The sequence below is a fragment of the Edaphobacter sp. FHG110511_03 genome, from assembly GCF_059115365.1.
Genome location: NZ_JBZYWL010000002.1, coordinates 858,711 through 881,086 on the forward strand (window position 1 = coordinate 858,711; position 22,376 = coordinate 881,086).

15 protein-coding genes are annotated in these 22,376 nt (G+C 60.2%); 13 read left to right on the top strand and 2 right to left on the bottom strand.

Annotated elements, in window-relative coordinates; all coding sequences use genetic code 11:
* Nucleotides 1-5 precede the first annotated feature (5 nt).
* Entirely contained in the window at nt 6-1,718 is a 1,713-nt protein-coding gene (locus AC5S26_RS12830) for a methyl-accepting chemotaxis protein (RefSeq protein ID WP_494185286.1), read from the top strand.
* A gap of 93 nt (nt 1,719-1,811) precedes the next feature.
* Here AC5S26_RS12830 and AC5S26_RS12835 read toward each other — a convergent pair whose 3' ends face one another.
* Nucleotides 1,812-2,891 (bottom strand): energy transducer TonB, encoded by a 1,080-nt coding sequence (locus AC5S26_RS12835; RefSeq protein ID WP_494185287.1) that lies wholly within the window; start codon nt 2,889-2,891, stop codon nt 1,812-1,814.
* A gap of 363 nt (nt 2,892-3,254) precedes the next feature.
* Here AC5S26_RS12835 and ileS point away from each other — a divergent pair, with 363 nt between their 5' ends.
* The 9 genes from ileS to AC5S26_RS12880 all read left to right on the top strand — a co-directional run bounded on the left by ileS (nt 3,255) and on the right by AC5S26_RS12880 (nt 15,736).
* Nucleotides 3,255-6,197, top strand: coding sequence for an isoleucine--tRNA ligase (gene ileS / locus AC5S26_RS12840; protein ID WP_494185288.1), 2,943 nt, complete (start codon nt 3,255-3,257; stop codon nt 6,195-6,197).
* 94 nt (nt 6,198-6,291) lie between these two features.
* Complete coding sequence (lspA, locus tag AC5S26_RS12845) at nt 6,292-6,843, top strand: signal peptidase II (RefSeq protein WP_494185289.1); 552 nt, start codon at nt 6,292-6,294, stop codon at nt 6,841-6,843.
* Nucleotides 6,844-6,854: 11 nt separating this feature from the next.
* Nucleotides 6,855-7,673 (top strand): alpha/beta fold hydrolase, encoded by an 819-nt coding sequence (locus AC5S26_RS12850; protein ID WP_494185290.1) that lies wholly within the window; start codon nt 6,855-6,857, stop codon nt 7,671-7,673.
* A gap of 32 nt (nt 7,674-7,705) precedes the next feature.
* Nucleotides 7,706-8,605 carry a DUF5996 family protein gene (locus AC5S26_RS12855; RefSeq protein ID WP_494185291.1) on the top strand — a complete coding sequence of 300 codons (900 nt, stop codon included), beginning with the start codon at nt 7,706-7,708 and terminating at the stop codon, nt 8,603-8,605.
* Nucleotides 8,606-8,726: 121 nt separating this feature from the next.
* A complete protein-coding gene (locus tag AC5S26_RS12860; protein ID WP_494185292.1) occupies nt 8,727-10,535 on the top strand; it encodes a mechanosensitive ion channel domain-containing protein in 1,809 nt (602 codons plus the stop codon).
* A gap of 48 nt (nt 10,536-10,583) precedes the next feature.
* The gene (locus AC5S26_RS12865; RefSeq protein ID WP_494185293.1) at nt 10,584-10,919 is read left to right on the top strand and encodes a hypothetical protein; all 336 of its coding nucleotides are present in this window, start codon (nt 10,584-10,586) and stop codon (nt 10,917-10,919) included.
* A 63-nt stretch (nt 10,920-10,982) separates the two neighbouring features.
* Nucleotides 10,983-14,000, top strand: coding sequence for an excinuclease ABC subunit UvrA (gene uvrA, locus AC5S26_RS12870; protein ID WP_494185294.1), 3,018 nt, complete (start codon nt 10,983-10,985; stop codon nt 13,998-14,000).
* Nucleotides 14,001-14,182: 182 nt separating this feature from the next.
* On the top strand, nt 14,183-14,479 hold the full coding sequence (locus AC5S26_RS12875; RefSeq protein WP_494185295.1) for a GIY-YIG nuclease family protein: 297 nt from the start codon (nt 14,183-14,185) through the stop codon (nt 14,477-14,479).
* Between the two features lie 72 nt (nt 14,480-14,551).
* Nucleotides 14,552-15,736, top strand: a complete 1,185-nt coding sequence (locus tag AC5S26_RS12880; RefSeq protein ID WP_494185296.1) for a serine hydrolase domain-containing protein — start codon at nt 14,552-14,554, stop codon at nt 15,734-15,736.
* Between the two features lie 352 nt (nt 15,737-16,088).
* On the opposite strand, the gene AC5S26_RS12885 is transcribed toward AC5S26_RS12880, so the two are convergent.
* Complete coding sequence (locus tag AC5S26_RS12885) at nt 16,089-17,249, bottom strand: MFS transporter (protein ID WP_494185297.1); 1,161 nt, start codon at nt 17,247-17,249, stop codon at nt 16,089-16,091.
* A gap of 71 nt (nt 17,250-17,320) precedes the next feature.
* Here AC5S26_RS12885 and AC5S26_RS12890 point away from each other — a divergent pair, with 71 nt between their 5' ends.
* The 3 genes from AC5S26_RS12890 to AC5S26_RS12900 all read left to right on the top strand — a co-directional run bounded on the left by AC5S26_RS12890 (nt 17,321) and on the right by AC5S26_RS12900 (nt 22,318).
* On the top strand, nt 17,321-18,202 hold the full coding sequence (locus AC5S26_RS12890; protein WP_494185298.1) for a LysR substrate-binding domain-containing protein: 882 nt from the start codon (nt 17,321-17,323) through the stop codon (nt 18,200-18,202).
* A gap of 130 nt (nt 18,203-18,332) precedes the next feature.
* Nucleotides 18,333-20,762 (top strand): arylsulfatase, encoded by a 2,430-nt coding sequence (locus AC5S26_RS12895; RefSeq protein WP_494185299.1) that lies wholly within the window; start codon nt 18,333-18,335, stop codon nt 20,760-20,762.
* 215 nt (nt 20,763-20,977) lie between these two features.
* Entirely contained in the window at nt 20,978-22,318 is a 1,341-nt protein-coding gene (locus AC5S26_RS12900; protein ID WP_494185300.1) for a tetratricopeptide repeat protein, read from the top strand.
* Nucleotides 22,319-22,376: the final 58 nt, after the last annotated feature.

Consider the following 22,376-nt stretch of genomic DNA (forward strand, 5'->3'; position numbering starts at 1 on the left):
GACTCATGAAACTTGAACAGAAACTCGGTCTTGCGACAGGCGCCCTGATCTTCGCCATGCTCCTCAGCGCCTTTACGGCAACCATGCGCATCCGGGAGGCGAACCGCCTGGCCGCAAGCGCCACAACCCAGCACATTCCAATCAACACCGCCACGCGCGATCTTCGCCTGCGCATGGTCTACAGCATCCACGCGCTCGAGTCCTACATGCTCTTCGGCGTCGATCCCGGCTCTTCGGCCGCCTTCCGGCGCGCTCGCCAGGAGTATCTCTCCCAGGCCGATGAATCCATGACCAAGCTGAAGCAATACGCCGAGCGCGGCAACCTGGGCTACGATGCCACTCGAATCAACGAGCTCGCATCCGGCCTTGCTTCTCTGAAGAGTCTCGAAGAGAAGATCGAGCAGCTTAACGAGTCCAAGACCTCGCAGGGTACGGCGCAGGCGTATGAGATCTTTCAGAACCAGGTCCTTCCACTCGAGAAGTCGCTCTTCGCCATGACCGGCGATCTCGGCGATTCGCAGATGACCCAGGCCGACCTTGAGATCGTACAGCTCCAGCACGCCAACAGCTCCACACTCTGGACGCTATGGATCGCGACGATCCTCGGAGCCGTGGGCGGTGGCTTTATCTCCTTCACCCTCTCGCGCCGCATCACCCGCTCCATTGACCTCGTCGCCGAACGCGCCGATGCGATCGCCGAGGGCAATCTGACCGGAGACGAGCTGAACCACCTCTATGGCAGCGACCAGATCGGGACACTCGCGAAGGCCATGCAGAAGATGCAGTCCAGCCTGGGCTCGATCATCGGCACCGTGGTCCAGACCGCAGGCTCCCTCACCGGAAGCGCCGCTTCCATGCGATCGGCGTCGGACCAGATCCATCGCCGCATCGACCAGCAGAGCCAGCAGACCCAGCAGGCGGCCACCGCCATGCAGGAGATGTCGGCTTCAATCGCCGAAGTCTCCCGTCATACGCAATCCGCGGCGGAGACAGCACGCAGCGCAGCGCAGACCGCACGCGACGGCGGCGATATCGTCAAGCAGGTCCTTGGCTCCATGCACTCCATCGCCTCGGCGGTCAGCGAGACGTCATCCACAGTCGGCCTGCTCGGAGAGGATTCCAAGCGCATCTCCCAAATCGTCACCGTCATCGACGAGATCGCCCGCAAGACCAACCTACTGGCCCTCAACGCCGCCATTGAGGCTGCACGTGCAGGCGACCATGGCCGCGGCTTCGCTGTCGTCGCCGGAGAGGTCCGCCGCCTGGCCGAGAGCACCGCGCAGGCTACCGGTGAGATCGCTACGATGATTCAGGAGATTCAGGACCGCACCCGCGTCGCCATCTCCAGCATGGAGAGCGGCACCGGCACTGTACAACAGGGAGTCGTCACCACCAACCAGGCCGGCGAGGCACTCGAGCGCATCATCGGCATGGCCGAACGCGTCGACAAGATGATCACCCAGATCGCCATCGCCGCTTCACAGCAGGCAGCCGCGGCCGATCAATCTTCGGCGAGCCTCGACTCCATCCACTCTCTCAGCAATGAGAATCTGGCTGGCATGGCCACCACTGCCGCGGGCATCGAGTCGCTTCGCACCACCGCAGTCACGCTCGAAGAACAGGTGGACCGATTCCAACTGCAATCCAACAGCGTGAGGCTGTCCCGGCCTGCCAGCCCCCTCGCGCCTCACACCAGCCCGGCCAACAGAGCCGCCTGATCAACGCAACCCATCCCAGCAACGATCACCATCATTCCACAAAAAGGGGCTTGCCACAAAGGCAAGCCCCTTTTCCGTATGGGTGTTCGGTCTTTAGAAGATCTGGAAGTTGACCTCGACGTTCAACTCCACCAGAACAGGCTTTCCGTTCTCCATCGCGGGCTTGAACTTGTACTGGCGGACTGCCTCGACGGCCTTCTCGTCCAGTCCCATGCCCACGCCGCGAATGACGCGCACATGGCTTGGATTGCCGTTGGTATCGACCCACAAGTTGACCAGCACATTCCCTGCGACCTTGGCCTTGCGGGCTTCTTCGGAGAACTCAGGCTCAACCGAAAAGATAAGCTGCGGCGCCGAGACGCCTCCGCCGATGCGCTTCGGTCCGCCGCCCGTATTGCCACCTGAACCCGGCCCGATGCCCGAGCCGTTGCCCGAGCCCAGTCCTGTACCTGAGCCATTGCCCATCGACATTCCCACCAGCGGCGAGTTCGCCACGCCGATCTGCGGAATGCTCGAGGCCATGTGAACGTCCTTCTGAACCTCCACCGTCGGCTCGATCTTGATCTTCGGCTCCTCCAGCGGAGGCGCCTTGGGAGGAACGATCTGCGTCTCCGCAAACTTCGGCGGCGTTCCCTTGGTCACGGGGGTGGGGCCACGCTGTCCGCCGCCGCCGCCCATCGTCTGAGCCTTCATTGGAGCCAACGGTGGAATGTTGACATTGGTCAGTTCAGGCTGCTTGACCGGGGCCGCGAACGGGACTTTCTTGTGCAACAGCCACGCAACAAGAAGAAACAGAAGCGCATAGGCCGCAATGGCCGATCCCGTCGCCTTTGGATTCTGCTTCGCCCTCAGCAGGTCCGGAACGGCAATCGGAGTCGATTCCAGCACCAGCGGCGGAAGCTTCTGCGGGAAAAAGACATCGCGGAAGCTGTTCTTCAGCGAGGTGAAGATGCCTTCGTCCTCGATGATGAGATCGCTCTCCACCGGCTTCGACTCGAGAGTCAGTGGAGCCTGTTTTACGGGATTGAAGGCGTCGCGCAAGTTCGCGATGAGCGAAACCCACATGGAGCCTTCCGTCTCTTCGTTTAGCTTCGGAGCCTCTGCCGCCGGACGCAGCGTCGGACCTGCATCCCTGGTTTCCTCTTCCGGTGTGTTCAGCCAAGTATTCGCCATTTAAGCTGCTTTGCCTCGACGACAGCGAAGTCTGCTCCCTTTCGCCGCCGTATTCCTGGGGAAATCAAACATCTCCCATCTCTCTACCGATCTTCCTGTCGGCTTCTCCATTTGTACTGCTAAAGGCAGGCAAACTGGCTCCGGAGATATTCTACAAAGATTCGCCTCGCTGCGCTCGTCTCATTGGACGCGTTGCCTGCCCGGATAGTCTCTCTCGAAATTGTCTGCAATTGCAGACAATTTCCGTTGCATCTTCAACACTCCCTCCCCCCGGCTGGGGTCTTGCCGAAACTACACGCTCCTCTGGCCCGGCTACAATAGATATTTGCTGTACCTCCTGAAAAAGCGAGCCAAAAGGAACCGATGCCGGAAGTAACCGCGACCAAGCCCGAGACAACTGAGGCCATGACCGAAAGCAAGCCCCTGAAGTCAACCCTGAACCTGCCCCAGACCGCCTTTCCCATGAAGGCCGGCCTCCCGGTCAACGAGCCTATCCGTCTGGCCGCCTGGCAGCAACAGGACATTTATACCCAGATTCGAGCCGCCCGCGCGGGCGCTCCCAAATATATCCTCCACGACGGCCCACCCTATGCCAATGGAGCGATCCACCTGGGACACGCCCTGAATAAATGCATCAAGGACTTCGTGGTCAAGACCAAGACCATGGCCGGCTTCGACTCCCCCTACGTCCCGGGATGGGACTGCCATGGCCTTCCCATCGAGATCAAGGTCGACGAACAACTGGGCCGCAAGAAGCTCGAGATGGACCCGCTCGCCGTCCGCAAGGCTTGTCGCGAGTACGCCCAGAAGTATGTGGATCTGCAGCGCAGCCAGTTTGAGCGCATCGGCGTCTTCGGCCGCTGGGACAATCCCTACCTGACGATGTCGCTTCCTTACGAGGCGTCCATCGTCGAGACTTTCTACGACTTCTTCGAAAAGGGATTCGTCTACAAAGGCCTCAAGCCCGTCTACTGGTGCATCCACGACAAGACCGCCCTCGCCGAGGCAGAGATCGAGTACGAGATGCACACCTCGCCCTCGATCTACGTCCGCTACAAGCTCACCAGCAAAGCTGCCGCCATCGATCCAGCGCTGGCTGGTCTCCCCGTTTACACCATCATCTGGACGACTACCCCGTGGACGCTCCCGGCTTCGCTCGCCGTCGCCTTCAACCCCGAACTCGACTACGTCGCGCTCCAAAACACCGACGGTAATGTCTACATCGTCGCCGAAGCCCTGGCGGAAGCGACGAAGCGGGCCTGCAATCTTCCCGAGGCAAAAGAGATCGCGCGCTTCAAGGGAACCCAGCTCGACCGCGTCACCTTCCAGCACCCATTTCTCGACCGCGAGATCCTCGGCGTCAACGCCGACTACGTCACCACCGAGCAGGGCACCGGAGCCGTCCACACCGCTCCCTCGCACGGAGCCGACGACTTTGCCACCGGAACCAAATACGGACTCTCGCAGCTCTGCGATGTCGACGCTGCCGGACGCCTCCGCAACGGCCTGCCCGAGTATGACGGCTTGCAGATCTTCAAGGCCAACCCCGCAATCATCGAGCTGGTTCGCTCGCGCGGCGCTCTGATGGGCCTCAGCGAGATTCACCACTCCTACCCGCACTGCTGGCGCTGCCACAACCCCGTCATCTTCCGCGCCACCGAGCAGTGGTTCATCTCCATGGAGACGCCGATGACCGCGCCCGACGGAAGCCCCACCACCTTCCGCCAGCGCACCCTCGACGAGATCGCCACCGTCAAGTGGGACCCCTCCTGGGGGCAGGAACGCATCTCCAACATGATCGCCACCCGGCCCGACTGGACCATCTCGCGCCAGCGCATCTGGGGCGTGCCCATCGCCGTCTTCATGTGCGAGAAGTGCCACACCCCACTCAACGATCCCGCGATCAACAAAAGCATCGTCGAGCTCTTCCACAAGGAGGGCGCCGACGCCTGGTACGCTCACGACGTCTCCGCGCTTCTGCCCAAAGGCGTGGCCTGCGCCTCCTGCGGCTCGACCGAATTCCGGAAGGAGATGGACATCCTCGACGTCTGGTTCGAGTCCGGCGCCAGCTGGCACGCCGTTCTCGACGTCGAACCCGAGCTGCACTGGCCCGCTGATCTCTACACCGAAGGCGGCGACCAGCATCGCGGCTGGTTCCACTCCTCTATCCTCACGTCCGTAGCCGTGCGCGGCAAAGCTCCCTACAAGATGGTCGCCACCTCCGGCTGGACCCTCGACGAGCAGGGCCGCGCCTTCTCGAAGTCTCTCGGCAACGGCGTTGACCCCGTAGATATCGCGAAGCGCCTCGGCGGAGAGATCGTCCGCCTCTGGGTCGCCTCGGTCGACTTCCGCGAAGACGTCGCCGCCAGCGAAAACCTGATGCAGCGCGTCAGCGACAACTATCGCAAGCTACGCAACACCTTCCGCTTCCTGCTCGGCAACCTGCACGACTTCGATCCGTCCACCAACGCCGTGCGCGACTTCACGAAGCTCGAGCCTTTAGATCAATACATCCTCGCGAAGCTCGCCGAGTTGGACAAAAAGATCCGCAAGGCCTATGACGACTTCGAATTCCACCGCGCCTATCACGCGCTGAACGAGTTCACCAACACCGATCTGAGCGCGCTCTACCTCGACGTTCTCAAGGACCGTCTATACACCTTCGCGCCCAACCACTCCGCCCGCCGTAGCGCCCAGACGGCCATGTGGCACATCGCCGAGACTCTCACCCGCCTCGTCGCCCCCATCCTCAGCTTCACCGCCGAAGAGGTATGGCAGTCGCTCCCGAAGGTCAAAGGCCGCGAAGCCAGCGTCCACCTCGCACTCTTCCCCGCTCTCGCCCAGACCGTTCCCTCCGGAACAAGTGATCTACTGAGCGACTGGCAGAGGCTGCTTGAAGTCCGCGATCATATTCTGTTTGGACTTGAAAAACTTCGCGCGAGCAAAGTCATTGGAAAAGCCCTGGAAGCCGAAGTGAGGCTCAAGCACTGGAGTTCGCCTTCCATGATGGCTCTTCTCCACAAATATTCCGCGGCGCTTCCCGAGTTATTCAACGTCTCGAGTGTTGAAGTCGATCCAGCATCGCCGACGCAGGAGTCGTCCAAGGATACGTCCGGGTTCTCCATCGGCTCACATCAGTCGATGTTTGCCATCAAAAAGTCCGACGCGCCCAAATGTGAACGTTGCTGGCGCTATGTTCCCGACGTAGGCAACGAAGCCAGATATCCCACCGTCTGCCTCCGCTGCGCCGAAGCCCTTGACGCCATCAGCTATCCTCCTTACACAGCTCCACCGAATGCTAAATAATAGTTTTGCTTAAGGACACGGCTTCAGCCGTGCCATCACACTGCAGAAGAAGATGCGGCTTTAGCCGCTGAGGTCTCCACGGAGTAAGCCCCTGATGCCCGAGCGTTACGAGTACCCGCCGACCGAGTTCGACCCCAAGCCCCGCCGTGTCTCCGATCGACGGCGTCTCTACTTCCCTCTCCTGCTTGCGCTCTCTGCCTTCGTCGCCATCGCCGACCACGTCAGCAAAAAAATCATCAGCCATCATCTTCCCGTGGGCCGCTCCCACACCATTCTTCCAGGACTTCTCAACGTCACCCACGTCCTCAACACCGGCGCGGCCTTCAGCTTCCTCGCCGACACCGCTTCGCCCGACGTCGTACGCCGCGGCCTCATCCTCTTCTCCGTCGTCGCCGTCCTCATTGTCGGCGTCATGCTCATCCGGTCCTGCAACTGCCTTTCGTTCACCTGTATCGCCCTCGCGCTCATCCTCGGGGGAGCCGTCGGTAACCTCTACGACCGCATCGTCTACCACTACGTCATCGACTTCATCGGCTTCCACATCGGCCCCTACCACTGGCCCGACTTCAACTTCGCCGACTCCGCCATCGTCATCGGAGCCTGCCTGCTGATGATCGAGATCTTCCGCCCACAACCGGAAAGCTAACTCAGGACACGATGGCTGCGACGATCGAAGATGATGAGCTCAAAAGATTCGAAGCGGATGGAGCTCTTGCGCTCCCACCAGCGAGCAGCTCCGGCCACATAGAAAATGACGGAGCCCAAATCTGGTACGGCGCCTATGGTTCCGGCCTGCCCGTGGTTTTGCTGCACGGCGGCCTCGGCCACAGCGGCAATTGGGGATGCCAGGTCCCGGCGTTGGTCGCCAGCGGATATCGTGTCATCCTGATCGACAGTCGCGGCCACGGTCGCAGCACTCGCGATTCGCGCCCCTATTCCTACGACCTCCTGGCCTCCGATGTTCTTGCGGTCATGGACACGTTGCGCCTCGAAAGACCTGCCTTCGTCGGCTGGAGCGACGGCGCCTGCACCGCCTTGATTCTCGCCGCGAAGGCTCCCATGCGAGTGGCCGGCGTGTTCTTCTTTGCCTGCAACATGGACCCCAGCGGCACAAAGCCCTTCGTGCCCACCCCGATCATCGACCGATGCTTCAGCCGGCACACGAAAGACTACGCCGAACGTTCGGCCACACCCGATCGATTCAGCGACTTTGTCGAAGCCGTCGGTCAGATGCAACGCACGCAACCCAACTTCACCAAAGAAGACCTCGCGCGCATCGATGTGCCCGTCGCAATCGTGCAGGGCGAACACGATGAATTCATCCGGCGTGAACATGCGGAGTACCTGGTGCAAGCCATTCCGAACGCCGAATCCATCTTCCTTGACGACGTCAGCCATTTCGCCCCGCTACAACGGCCGAAGGCATTCAACGATACCGTCCTTGGCTTCCTGCGCAACGTCCTGCCCGGGAAGTAGTATTCTCCTCGCCAGGGACAACAGGGGGCGATATGAGCAGTACAGCATGGCCGGAGCTACCGTGGAATGCATGGTCTGACACAGCCAGCACCCTGCATATGTGGACCCAGATCGTCGGCAAAACCCGCCTGGCGCTCACTCCTCTGCAGAATCACTGGTGGAACGTACCTCTTTACGTAACGGCACACGGTCTGAGCACATCCGCGATGGCCTATGGCGACGATGTGCTCGACATCGAGTTCGATTTCCTCGCCCACGAACTGCGGATGCGGCTGGGCTCCGGAAAAAACGAGAGCCTCACTCTCAAGCCAAAGTCCGTGGCCGAGTTCTATCGTGAGTATCAACAACGTCTCGAGGCACTCGGCGTCTCTGTAAAGATCTGGCCGATGCCGGTCGAGATCCAGAATCCCATCCGCTTCGATCTCGACACTCAGCACAAATCCTACGACCCCGAATACGCGCACCGTTTCTGGCAGGTACTTGCCAGTACAGAAAAAGTCTGCCGAGCCTGGGCGCCGGGCTTCCTGGGAAAAGTAAGTCCAGTCCACTTCTTCTGGGGAAGCTTCGACCTCGCCGTCACCCGCTTTTCCGGTCGCCCCGCACCACCTCGCGAAGGCGCGGATTCCATTCAGCGTGAAGCCTACTCCCACGAGGTGATCTCCGCCGGATTCTGGCCGGGGAACGGCGGATACGGCGCGCCGGCGTTTTACTGCTACGCCGCTCCCGTGCCCGACGGCCTGTCCGAGAAGAAAATCTCGCCCGCGGCAGCCACATGGGACAAAGCCCTTGGAGAGTATGTCTTCCGCTATGACGACATGCGGCTCCAGCCATCGCCGGAAGACGCACTGCTGGAATTCATCGAGAGTGCCTACTCCGCCGCCGCGGACGCAGCCAAATGGGACCGGAGGCTTTTGGAGCGAAAGACCGCATAGTTTCATTGACGTGAGTTTGAAACCGTTGATGCATAAACCTGCATCCGACCAGAAGACAGATTCATTCAACACGCTTGGATGAGTGAATGCCCCTCAGATTCTCCCCAGACGAAAGGCGTGCGTGACTCGGGCCCGTAAACTCTCCCTCCTCATAATGCTGTCCGTTCTGGCCGCCACCTCAGCTGGAGTGTTCCTCACGCGTGGTGTGATGGCCTACCTTCCCTTCCTGCAGGCCCGCAAGGGCAACTGGGCCGGTGAGTATGTCGCGCGCGGAGTCGTCGATCAGCGTCCATGGCAGACAGCCGCAGCCCTCTCCGCTCTCGCGCAATCCGCCGAAGAAAAAGAGTTTGCCCGCGAGGCCGAGCGCCTCGCCGATCACGAGGTCGATCAGGCCTTCTCCCAGTCGCTTCGCCAGGCAAGTCTCGAAAAGCCTCAACTCACGGGCAGAGCACTTGAGCTGCAGCAACGCGTAACCCGTCTCCAGGAGACCATCAGGAGCGATCAGGCGCGCATCGCCTCCCTCACCGCCGCCGCAAACTCCGGCGATCCCTCTTCCAACGCAAGCGATCTTGAGATCGCAAAGGCGCAACTTGGACTCGATCAGAATGAGCTCGCTGACTCCATCGAAGACCTCTCCCGCGCAACCGGAGATCAACGCAGCAAGATCCAGCAGGAGCTGACGGCCCGGCAAGCCGCCATGAAGAAGTACCAGACCGATACCGCCTCCAGGAACGAAGGGCAAAACGCTGTCGCCTCCGCACAACAATTCCGAACCATGGCCGAACAGATCTCCGCCCTGCGTTCGCTCCGCAGTCGAAGAGATCTGATCGCACAGGCCGGGCAACTGGCCAAAGCCGACTTAGCCGCGTTGTCTGGCGATCAAACCAGGCTGCATGCCGAGGCGGACCAGGCCGCCCAGGCGTCCGCAAAGACCACACCGTTATCCAGGTCCGAACGCATCGACCAGCTGCAGCAGATGTCCGCCCAGCAGAACATCCTCAGCATCCTCAGCGACCGCCTCGATACCCAGCAGCAGCTCGCAGCCCTCTACGACCGATGGGGCAAACAGGTCGAGATCCAGCGAAGGATCGTGACCCACCTTCTCCTGCAATCGCTCGCGATCATCGCTGCCATCTGCGTGTTGACGTTGCTCATCGGCTGGGCCCTGCAGCTTGCCCTTGAGAGATTCATAGGCGACCACCGGCAGAGACAGACGCTCAAGACGGTCGTCAATCTGGGAACCCAGGTAGTCGGCGTTCTGCTGGCTCTCCTCGTCGTCTTTGGAGTACCTCAGCAGACCCCCACCATTCTGGGTCTTGTCACAGCCGGATTGACCGTCGTCTTCCAGGACTTCATCCTCGCCTTCTGTGGCTGGTTCGTCCTCATGGGGCCCAACGGCATCCGCATCCGCGACTGGGTCGAGATCGACGGCGTCGGAGGAGAGGTCGTCGAGCTCGGAATCTTCCGCACCTGGCTCCTCGAAACCGGAAACTGGACCGCCAACGGCCACCCCACCGGACGCCGCGTCTCCTTCCTCAATGGCTATGCCATCCGCGGCAAATACTTCAACTTCTCCACCGTCGGCCAGTGGATGTGGGACGAGATCAAGGTCAGCGTTCCATCCGGAACCGGAATCCATCCGCTCATCGAGAAGATCTACAAAGCCACCGTCAAGGCCACCGAAGCCGACGCGAAGATGGCCGAAGCCGAATGGAAGCGAGTCACACACGAAGAAGGCTCTCCTCAGTTCAGCGCCATGCCGTCGGTCAATCTCCGCCCTGCTGGCGCGGGAGTCGACATCGTCGTCCGCTACATCACCCGCGCCAATGTAAGGCTCGAAAAACGAAACCTCCTCTTCGAGACAATCCTGGATCTCCTGCAGAAAGAACCAGAAGCCGAATCCCCAGAGCCGGCCGCCTCGATCCGTTAGCTCTATCGACATCGATCTGGATGAATGAAAACTGATGATTGAAACTTGATGAATGAAAAGTGGCAGACCTCCTCAGAAAGTGTCATCCTGAGCGGAGCGCATCGGAGTCGAAGGATCCGCGGTTTCTCTGGAACTGCATTTTTTCATGGAGCAATAAGATTTGAAGGTGGGCGAATGGAGCGGAAAGAAATTCTAGACGTTCTTCATGCAAACGTTGATAAGGATCTTCGAATTACGTTTGCGGATGGAATTGTCCAATCGGTGAAGATTGACTCCGTTGATGATGAAGGATTTCTTCATAGTGGTCCAGAAGGAAAGAACCCACAGGGCTTTTGGACACGCTTCGAAGATATAACTCTTATCGAGGGCAAGATTTCAGACTAGACACGACCCTATTCCGCCCGACTCGCATTTCCCGGCCGAATGCCTGAAAATAGAAGTTTGGCCATGAGCGAGAAAAAGCCCGAGCAAAACCAGATCACCATCCGTGGTGCCCGCACCCACAATCTCAAGGGCATCGACGTCGACATCCCGCATAACGCCCTTACGGTCGTCTCCGGCGTCTCCGGTTCGGGCAAGTCCTCCCTCGCCTTCGACACCGTCTACGCCGAGGGCCAGCGCCGCTACGTCGAGTCTCTCTCCGCCTACGCCCGCCAGTTTCTCGAGCGCATCGAAAAACCCGACGTAGACCACATCGACGGCCTCGCCCCTGCCATCGCCATCAAGCAGAAGAACCAGACGCGCAACCCACGATCCACTGTAGCCACAGCGACCGAGATCTACGACTACCTCCGCCTCCTCTACGCACGCTGCGGCACCGTCACCTGCCTTCACTGCGGAGGCATCGTCAAGACCGACACCGTCGACGAGATCGTCACCTCCCTCTTATCTCTGCCGGAAGGCACCCGCGTCTACGCGCTCTTCCCCATCCAACGCGCTGAGATCAAGCTCGAGCCGATGCGTGCTGCCTCCACCGAAGAGGCCGTCACATCCGAGCCCGCCAAACAGAAAAAGGCCGCCGCCAAAAAATCCACGAAGACCGCAAAGCCCGAGCCGATTCTCGACCTCACCGACTCCCTCAAAGAGCGCCTCACCGAGCTGCGCCGCCGCGGCTACAATCGCCTCTATCAAAATGGAAGCATCGTCGAGTTCTCCACACCCGAATCCCTCCTCGAGCTCGACTTCACCCAACCCATCTTCGTCCTCGTCGATCGCCTCGCCCTCTCTCCCGACATCCGCTCTCGTCTCGTCGACGCCATTGAGACCGGCTACCGCGAATCCGGTGAGATCCGTTTCATGACGGTACCGCGAGAAGGAGAAGGCGAGCCCCGCACCCACCGCTTCTCCGCCGCCTTCGAATGCACCACCTGCCACCGTGCCTACCGCGAACCCGAGCCGCGCCTCTTCTCCTTCAACAATCCCTACGGCGCCTGCCCGCGCTGCCAGGGCTTCGGCAACACCATCGACTTCGACCCCAACCTCATCATCCCCGACAAGTCGAAGACCCTGGCCGCCGGCGCCGTCGCTCCCTGGACCACCACCAAGTACCGCGCTCACCACGGCGAGATGCTCCGCGCCGCCAAGGCCGAAGGTGTACCTCTGGACGTCCCCTGGTACGACCTCACCGCCGAGCAGCAGCGCTTCATCGAAGACGGAGGCCCCGGCTTCCCCGGCATACGAGGTTTCTTCGCAGCGCTCGAACAGAAGAAGTACAAGCTGCACGTCCGCGTCTTCCTCTCGAAGTACCGCGGCTACGCCACCTGCCCCGACTGCCGCGGTCAGCGCCTTCGCGCAGAAGCCCGCGCCGTCCTGCTAAACGACAAAAACATCTGCGAGGTCTCCGCCCTCACCGTCACCGCCGCGCGTGACTTCTTCGACTCGCTCGACCTCTCGCCCTCGCAGGCCGAGATCGCCGGAAAGATCTTCGAAGAGGTTCGTCAGCGCATCCAGTTCCTCGATCAGGTTGGCCTCGACTACCTCACGCTCGACCGCCTTAGCTCCACGCTCTCCGGCGGAGAGTCGCAGCGCATCCAACTCGCCACGTCGCTGGGCTCGCGTCTCGTCGGCGCACTCTACGTCCTCGACGAGCCATCCATCGGCCTGCACACCCGCGACACCGCACGGCTCATCCACATCATGGAAGAGCTGCGCGACCTCGGCAACACCATCCTCGTCGTCGAGCACGACCCCGACGTCATCCGCTCCGCCGACCACCTCATCGACCTCGGCCCCGGCGCGGGCGAGCTCGGAGGACAACTCCTCGCCGCAGGCACCGTCGCCGAAGTCACGCACGACCCAAACTCCATTACCGGCAAATACCTCTCCGGGCGCGCTTCGATTGCCATTCCCAAACACCGCCGCGAACCCGGCCGCGACCGCATCAGGCTCACCGGAGCACGCATCCACAACCTGCGCGGCGTCGACGTTGAGATCCCACTCAACATGCTCGTCTGCGTCACCGGCGTCTCCGGCTCCGGCAAATCCACCCTCGTCCACCAAGTCCTCTACCGCGCGCTGGTTCAATCGCTGGGACAGGAAGGCGCAGCCGATGGCGTCGATCCCACGCAGCTCTATCGCGAGCTTTCGGGCGTCCAGCACCTCAACGACGTCGTCCTCGTCGACCAATCCCCCATCGGACGCACCCCACGCTCGAACCCAGTCACCTACATCAAAGCCTTCGACGACGTCCGCGCCCTCTTCGCCTCACAGCCCGACGCCAAGCGCCGCGGTCTCACCGCCGGACACTTCTCCTTCAACGTCCCCGGCGGACGCTGCGATGTATGCGAAGGCGATGGCACCGTCACCGTCGAGATGCAGTTCCTCGCCGACGTCGAGCTCCCCTGCGAAGAATGCAACGCTACCCGTTACAAATCTTCCATCCTCGAGATCCGCTACAAGGGCAAAAACATCCATGACGTCCTCAACATGACCGTCAAGGAAGCGCTCGTCTACTTCGCCGGTCATCCCAAGATCGTCGACAAGCTCTACGTTCTCGACGAGGTAGGCCTCGGTTACGTCCGTCTCGGCCAGTCCGCCACCACGCTCTCCGGCGGCGAAGCCCAGCGCGTCAAGCTCGCCTCCCACCTCGCCTCCACGCGCTCCGCCTCCAATCGCGCAGGCACCAACGATGCCGCCGCCAGGGCCCGCAGCCGCACGCTCTACATCCTCGACGAGCCCACCACCGGCCTCCACTTCGACGACGTCGCCAAACTCCTCGCCGCATTCCGCAAGCTCATCGACGGCGGAGGCTCCCTGCTCGTCATCGAGCACAACCTCGATGTCATCAAATCCGCCGACTGGATCATCGATATGGGCCCCGAAGGTGGCAATCGCGGAGGCCAGGTTGTCGCCACCGGCACTCCCGAGGAGATCGCCGCCAATCCGGCCTCTCACACCGGCCACTGGCTCGCACCTGTTCTCAAGTCACTTGCGAAACCCGAAGCGGAGTTACAGGTCACTGCATAAAGAGAATTTGTTATCCAACTGTATCGTCAGTTCCGCTTTGTCATTCTGTAGTTTTGCCATCCCCTGCCATTCCGCAACAAAACCGGTCCGCCAAACTCTGGATCGCCACAAACCCTGATTTTGTCATTCCGCAGCGAAGCGGAGGAATCTGTTTTCATTCTGCATTTGGCTAGAATGCTTGCGTGCCCTCGCGTGAATTTGAGTTCTTCGTCTACATCCTATCCAGTCGTTCTCGCACCCTCTACATCGGCGTAACCGGCGATTTGCGTCTTCGCATACTACAGCATCGAGAGAAGAAGCCAGGATCGTTCACCGCGCGATACAACATCCATCGCCTGGTTTATTTCGAAAGATATCAGTATGTCGATAGTGCAATTGCAAGAGAGAAGGAGTTGAAAGATTGGGGCCGAGTCCGCAAGATTGCGCTAATCGAGAGTATGAATGCTACATGGGAGGATTTAGCAGCAGATTTAAAGTGAGAAGTAGATTCCTCCGCTTCGCTGCGGAATGACAAGGCTGAAACATCACGACCTCAGACAAAGGTTTGCGACATGCTTCGAAGGATGACAACAGCAGCGTTCCAGTTTTGCCTCACGGCCTCTGCTCTATTCGCCCAGCAGCCTGCAACCCCGCTCCAGATGTGCGATGGCGCGATGTCTCCTGGCGTAGCGGTAGCCACCTTTGAGCACAGCGACATGATCTTTCCTGTGCGCGTCGTGCCGCGCGGAGGTAGCGTGCACCCTCTCCCCATCGCGCCGCAACCGCTCAAGAACGTTCAGTTCGAGATCAAGGACAAGAAGTACGACCTGTTCGACTACATGGCGCTGAATCGCGTCGCGGGCTTGCTGATTCTGAAGGACGGCAAGATCGTCCTCGAGGATTACGAGCTCGGTGCAGGCCCTGAGACACGTTGGGCATCCTTCTCCATGGCAAAGTCCATCTCCTCCACGCTGGTAGCCGCGGCTCTGCAGGACGGCTCCATAGCAAGCCTTGACGATCAGCTGACGAAGTATGCCCCCGCCTTCAAGGGCAGTGCGTACGACGGCGTCACCGTCCGCAACCTGCTACAGATGTCGTCTGGAGTGAAGTGGGACGAGACCTATACCGATCCGCACTCCGACGCGAGAAAGATTCTCGACGAACAGCTCCTGCAGAAGCCTGGAACCGTCGTGCGCTACATGAGCGCACTGCCAAGGGCCGCCAAGCCCGGTTCCGTCTGGCACTACAGCACCGGTGAAACCTACGTCGTAGGAGCGCTTCTCGAAGGCGCAACCCATCGGCCCCTGGCGGACTACCTTTCGGACAAGATATGGAAGCCCGCCGGCATGGAATCCAACGCAACCTGGTGGCTGGACGCGCCAAGCGGCCTGGAGCTCGCCGGCACAGGAATCAGCGCGACGCTGCGGGACTACGGACGCTTCGGATTATTCGTCCAGCAGGACGGTGTAGTCGACGGGAAACGGATCGTGCCACAGGGCTGGTTTCAGGAGGCAGGAAGCCCCAAGGTGATCGGAGGCAAGCCAGTGAACTATGGCTACCTGTGGTGGCCCCTGCCGGAGGGCGACCCGGTCAATCGCGGAGCGTTTCAGGCGATCGGCATCTTTGGCCAGCACATGTACATCAATCCCGCACAAAAACTAGTGATCGTCGTGTTGAGCGCCCGCCCCAAACCAACAGGAGCAACCATGGTGGAAGACTCAGTCTTCTTCGCAGCGGTCGCGCATGCGCTCCAATAAAGCGCCTGCATTCGAACTACTCATTTGCACGCCTCAACCCCACCTCTACCCCTCCGCCAAAAGTCCTTGTCGCTACTCCACGAAACTGAAATCATGCTTTATGGCTAAGCGGAGAGGTTATCCTGACCGCCGAGGTATGGGAGCACAGAGCGACTTCATCTCTGAGACCTTTGTGCCAAGTCCACAACACCAGCAAAAGCAGCTCGATCGGGCGAAAGCCCTCATAGCGTCGGGAATGTTATTGCAGGATGTTGCGAGACTGCTCTCGGTCCCATCGGACTGGCTGTCTGATCAGCTCGATCCTTCTTAGATCACGGGCTTCAGTGGCGGGGATGGTAGATGTATCGGAGCGTTACACTTCCGCGCCTACTTCAACACTCTTCTCCTTCACCGAAAACAATAGCGGTCCAATAGCAACAATCGCTCCGGCTCCCACCACCAGCAGCAAAGCCACACGCAGTCCCATCAGAACCGCCAGCCACCCGATCAGCGGAGGCCCCGCAAGAAAACCGAAGTACCCGATCGTCGACAGCGCCGAGATCGCCGGCCCCGCGCCCATTCGCGTATCTCTTCCCGCCAGCGTCATAATCACTGGAACCACATTCGCCACACCCATTCCCGTCAGCACCAGACCAAACGCTGCCAGCACCAGCGAATGCGACACCAGCATGCAGCCAAAGCCAGCCGCGATCAACGTTCCGCTCCCGATCAGGATGGTCCTGTCTTCAAAGCGTCCAATCAGCCAATCACCTGCAAACCGCGCGCTGGCCATGGCAATCGCATAAGTCGCAAATCCTGCCGCTGCCAGAGACAGGCTCGCTCCCATATTCGACTTCAGATACACCGCGGCCCAGTCTCCAATCGCTCCCTCCGCAAACAATCCGAAGAAAGCAATCAAAGCCAGCCGTAGCAACAGCGCATCAGGAAAGAGAAACTTTGTCTTCTCCTCACGTGCTTTGCGTTCCTCTTCCACCAGAAGCGGAAGAACGGCTAGCACCGCGACTCCCAACACAATCGAGCCCATCGAAAGATTCCACCGCAGCGGCATCCCATGCTTCAGCAGAACACTCGTCATTCCAGCGCCAATCAACCCACCAAGGCTCCAGCACCCCTGCAACAGACTCATACTCGAACGGTGATAGTGCTGTTCCACCGCAATCGCCTGCGCGTTCACAGAGACATCCAGAGCACCCTTCGCTGCTCCATACAGCATCGCAAACATCACCAGCAGACCAAACGAGTTCGCCTGCGCCAAACCAGCCAGCATGACGACATAAAGGATTGCCACAACCCGGACGACAATCCTGCTGCCGAACCGGGCGATCAGATGCCCCATGATCGGCATCGTCACAATCGCCCCTCCAACCAGGCTCAGCAGAACCTCGCTCAGCGCCCCGTTGCCCAGATGCAGGCTCTGCTTGAAGACCGGCACATGGGCCGCCCACAAACCGAACCCCGTTCCATCCACCAGGAAGAGAACCGCAAGCGCCCACTTCGGCCATCGAATCCGCATATACCTATTAGAGCGGCTTTTCATGAATTTCGATTTATGAAATATGCGTGGCTCCTTGATAACCTTTAGGAATGAGCATCAATCTGGATGCCCTCCGCGCCTTCGTCGTCCTCTCCGAAGAGCTGAACTTCGGCCGAACCGCCGCACGGCTCAACATCTCGCAACCCGCGCTCACCAAGCAGATTAAACGTTTTGAGGAAGAGATCGGCGGACGTCTCTTCGAGCGCACCACCGGGCGCGTCAGCCTCACCGCCGCAGGCGAAGCTCTCTGGGAACGCTCACGGACGCTGATGAACGATGCTGCTGCGTGGGAGTCGTTCGCCCGTCAGGCCGTGCGTGGTGAATTTGGAAGTCTCCGGATCGCCTTCGGAATCGCCACCCTCGGCGACCTGCTTCCACGCTCCGTCATCGCCTTTCGAAAGGCCTTCCCCAACGTCATGCTCGAGATGCACGACCTCGCCAGCCAGGCCCAGATGGAGGGGCTTCTCGAAGGCAGCATCGATCTCGGCTTTATCCGCCTGCCAGTCTCCGCAACCGGCCTCGAGATCACCCCGGTCCTAGAAGAAGAGCTTCTGATCGCCGTCTCCCAATCGCGCTTCACCCGGGCCCATCTGGCTCTGAAAGATCTCCGGCACGAGCCCTTCGTGCTGATCTCGCGCTCCGTCTCAAAAAGCCTTCGCCAGCACACCATCAGCGTCTGCGCCGCCGCCGGATTCACCCCCACCGTCATCCAGGAGGTCGGCGAACTGTTCACCGTCCTGAACCTGGTTCGTGCCGGCCTCGGAGTCAGTCTCGTCCCCTCCACCGCCCGCCGTATGCGTGTCCCCGGCGTCCGCTTCCTCCCCATCTCTACCCCAGCCGCAAAGTGGAAGATCGGCATGGCCTGGAGAAAGGACCGCTACGACAGGGTGCGAACCTTCGCCGCAATCGTGCAGTCCATCGTATCCGCCTGAGCAAACCCATCACCCTGTTCTCGATACCGGTCATTGTCCTTTACTGCTATGATTCAGGCGCTTTTAGCAGGCCCATCCAAATCGCTGATCTCCCAGGCCCATTCTTCTCAGGAAAGCGGAGGAAATGGTTATGCACAGGACGAGAACAAGCGGCCCCCTCCTCAGAACCATTTTTGCGCTGTTGGCAATCTCGGCTTCGATCTCACATGCACAAACCGGCTTGCTCGACCGGACCGTCCTTCCTGTTCCCGAGCCTGACTATCCGCACAGCACCGTCCTCGATGCCCGCAACGCTACGCCACCACCACGATTCGAAGTCAATGCGCCCTCCGGAGCTCCCAACGTTCTCATCGTGTTAATCGACGACATGGGTTTCGGCATGCCCAGCACCTTCGGCGGTCCCATACACATGCCGAGTGCCGACGCTCTCGCCGGCAGCGGCCTCCGCTACAACCAGTTCCACACAACGGCTCTCTGTTCGCCCTCACGCACAGCACTGCTCTCCGGGCGCAACCATCACATGAACAACATGGGCAGCATTACCGAAACCGCGACTGCCTTTCCAGGCAACACCGGCCAACGCCCCAGCTCCGTTGCTCCACTCGCCGAGATGCTTCGACTCAACGGTTACAGCACCGCAATGTTCGGGAAGAATCACGAGACCGCCGCGTGGGAGGTCAGCCCCTCCGGCCCCACCGATCGCTGGCCGACGCGCTCCGGCTTTGACGAGTTCTATGGATTCATCGGCGGAGAAGCGGATCAGTGGGCACCAAGTCTCTATGAAGGCTTGAATCGTATCGAGCCTCCACATCGTCCCGGCTATCACCTGATGACCGATCTCACCGAGCATGCCATCGCCTGGGTAAAGTTCCAGAAATCGCTCACGCCCGAAAAGCCTTTCTTCATCTACTTCGCACCGGGAGCCACTCACGCTCCGCATCATGTGCCTGCCGAATGGATCGCCAAATACAAGGGCAAGTTCGATGGCGGATGGGACAAAATGCGCGAGGACACACTTGCTCGCCAGATCCAGCTTGGAGTAGTCCCTCGCGGTACAAAGCTCGCACCCAAACCCGAAGCGATCAAAGACTGGAGCAGTCTCTCTCCTGATGAAAAGAAACTCTTCGCACATCAGATGGAGGTCTACGCGGCCTTCGGGGAATACGCCGACTTCGAGATCGGCCGCCTCTTCGCTGCACTCAAAGAGACAGGGCAGTTCGACAATACGCTGATCTTCTACATCATCGGCGACAACGGAACCAGTGCCGAAGGCGGCATGAACGGCATGTTCAACGAGATGACCTACTTCAACGGTGTCATCGAGACCGTGCCCGAGATGCTGAAGCGTTACAACGAGTGGGGTGGCCCCACAACCTATCCCCACATGGCCGCAGGTTGGGCCGTTGCAGGTGATACGCCCTTTACCTGGACCAAGCAGGTTGCCTCCAACTACGGCGGCACACGCAACGGGATGATCGTTTCCTGGCCCAATCACATCAACGCAACCAACGAAGTCCGCTCCCAATGGCACCACATCATCGATGTCGCACCAACTGTGCTCGAAGCCGCCAAACTCCCGGAGCCGAAGTGCGTCAACGGTGTGAACCAGAGTCCTATTGAAGGTGTCAGCATGTTGTACACCTTCGAAAATGCAAAGGCGGAGAGTCCGCACAAGACGCAGTACTTCGAGATCTTCGGCAATCGCGCCGTCTACGACGATGGATGGTTCGCCGGCACCATCCACAAAGCTCCTTGGGAAGCGAAACCACGCGCCGGTCTGCAAGACGATACGTGGGAGCTTTACGACACCTCTAAAGACTTCAGCATGGTTGACAATCTGGCCGCCTCCAATCCGGAAAAGCTGAAGCAGTTGCAGGCCCTCTTTCTGGAAGAGGCCATCAAGTATCGTGTTCTTCCCATCGATGATCGTGGCATCGAACGCGCCAACGCAAAACTGGCAGGTCGCCCCGATGTCATGGGAGACCGTACCTCACTCACTCTGAGCACCGGAATGGTCGGGATGAGCGAGAACGTCTTCATCAATACGAAGAACCGCTCGTTCTCCATCACAGCGGAGGTTGACATTCCAAAGGGAGGAGCCAACGGAGTCATTCTCGCGGAGGCCGGCAGATTCGGTGGCTTCAGCCTGTATCTCAAAGGCGGCAAGCCGACGTATACCTACAACTTTCTCGGCCTCAACGAATACAAAGTGTCCTCACCCCAGGCGCTCGGTTCGGGAAAAGCCACCATACGCATGGACTTTGCCTATGACGGAGGAGGTTTGGGCAAAGGAGGCACCGCCACTCTCCTGGTCAACGGAACGAAGGTTGCAAGTGGCCGCATCGAGCGCACCCAGCCATTCATCTTCTCCGCGGATGAGGGCGCCGGCATCGGTATCGATGACGCCTCCCCCGTGACTGTCGACTACAAAGAGGGAGACAATGCCTTTACCGGCAACATCCTCAAAGTCGTTATCGACGTGCAGCCCACCGCCGCACAGAAGACGGTGGAAACCAACGGTCGGCAGGAAGCCATCCTCAAAAAGGCCATCTCGGACTAAGTCAGAGATGCCGTTGGTCTGCCTGCTTTGACGTTCTTCGCCGAAAGGGACTTGACGTGCCTGTTACTCTTAAATCAGAGAAACACTCTGGCCCGGCCATTCAGCCGGGTCTTTTCATTTAAGCTAGTGATCAGCCCGGCTAATCGTGGTCCGGGCCTATCTTCAATGTTTTGAATATTTTGCGCACTTTTGTACGGGAGGGGGAGTCCCAGCGGATGCAGCAGTGGAATCACATCAAACGAGGACCGGCGGCAGGACTCATCCTCCTCGCGCTGACAATTTCGGCGAATTCAACCCTCCACGCCCAGCTTCCCGCCGGAACCCGTGACGCCGCCTCCGAGCGCCAGGAAGATCCCCTGCGAGCCCAGGCCTCCGACGCCCTCGCCAAGCAGGACTACGCTTCCGCCGTAAAGCTTCTCACCGCCCTCGCCGAAAAGAACCCGAAAGACCCGCAAGTCCTCTTCAATCTGGGCTCCGCCCACGACGCTCTCGATCAGACCGCGGAAGCCGAAGCGACCTACCGCCGCGCCATCGCAGCCGAACCCAACATGGTCGCCCCCCACCTCGCCCTCGGCCTCCTCCTTGCCCGAACCGGCAAAGCTGCCGATGCTCACACCGAACTGGCCGCCGCAGCGGCCGTGCCAAACGGCGATGGTGCCCTCCGCGCCCGGGCCTACCGCGCGATGGCCCGGCTCGACCAGTCCTCCAATCCCGCGGGAGCCAGCGAGGAACTCCTTGCCGCACTCAAGCTCTCCCCCGAAAATCCCGACGACGTCCTCCTCACCGGCGAACTCGCCGAAGCCAACAACGACCCCTCCTCCGCCGAGGCCGCCTATCGCCGCCTCCTCGCCGCCGACCCCGACAACACCCAGGCCAGTGCGGCCTTGATCCATCTCCTCGTCCAGCAGAGAAAGCCCGATCAGGCCGAGACCCTCCTCACCGCTGCGCTCCAGAAGCATCCCGACGACCCAACCCTTAACTCGCAGCTCGCCAGCCTTTACGAGTCCCAGAACAAAGCCGACAAGGCTCTTCCCATCGTCGAGAAGCTCCACGCCAGCCAGCCTCAGGACGCTGCCATCTCCCGGCTCCTCGCCCGCCTCTACGTCCGCAACAGCCAGTACGATAAAGCCCTTCCGCTCTACGCCTCTCTCTCCGCCGCCGCTCCGAACGATCCCACCCTGCTCGACGATCAGGCCGATACCCTCATCCGGATGCGCCGCTCCGCCGACGCCGTACCTCTTCTAAAGCGAGCCCTCACCGATCCGAAGGCCTTCCCCACACCCGAGGCCTATGGCGTCGCTGCCAGCCACCTCGCCTTCGCCGCTACAAACAGCAACGATCCGGCCACCGTCTTGCAAGCGCTCGAACTTCGTGCTAAAGTGCTGCCACCTAGTCCGTCCACCCTGTTCCTGGCGGCTACGGCGCACGACAAGCTCCACCAGGTCAAAGAAGCATCTGACCTGTACAAACAGTTCCTTGCGGCGGCAGGCGGCAAGTTCCCGGATGAGGAATGGGAAGCTCGCCACAGGCTCCTTGCACTGGAACACATGAAGTGAGGGAAAGAGTAGTTAGAACATAGACTGACGTCGGACTCCATGCATTTCTGAAGCCAGA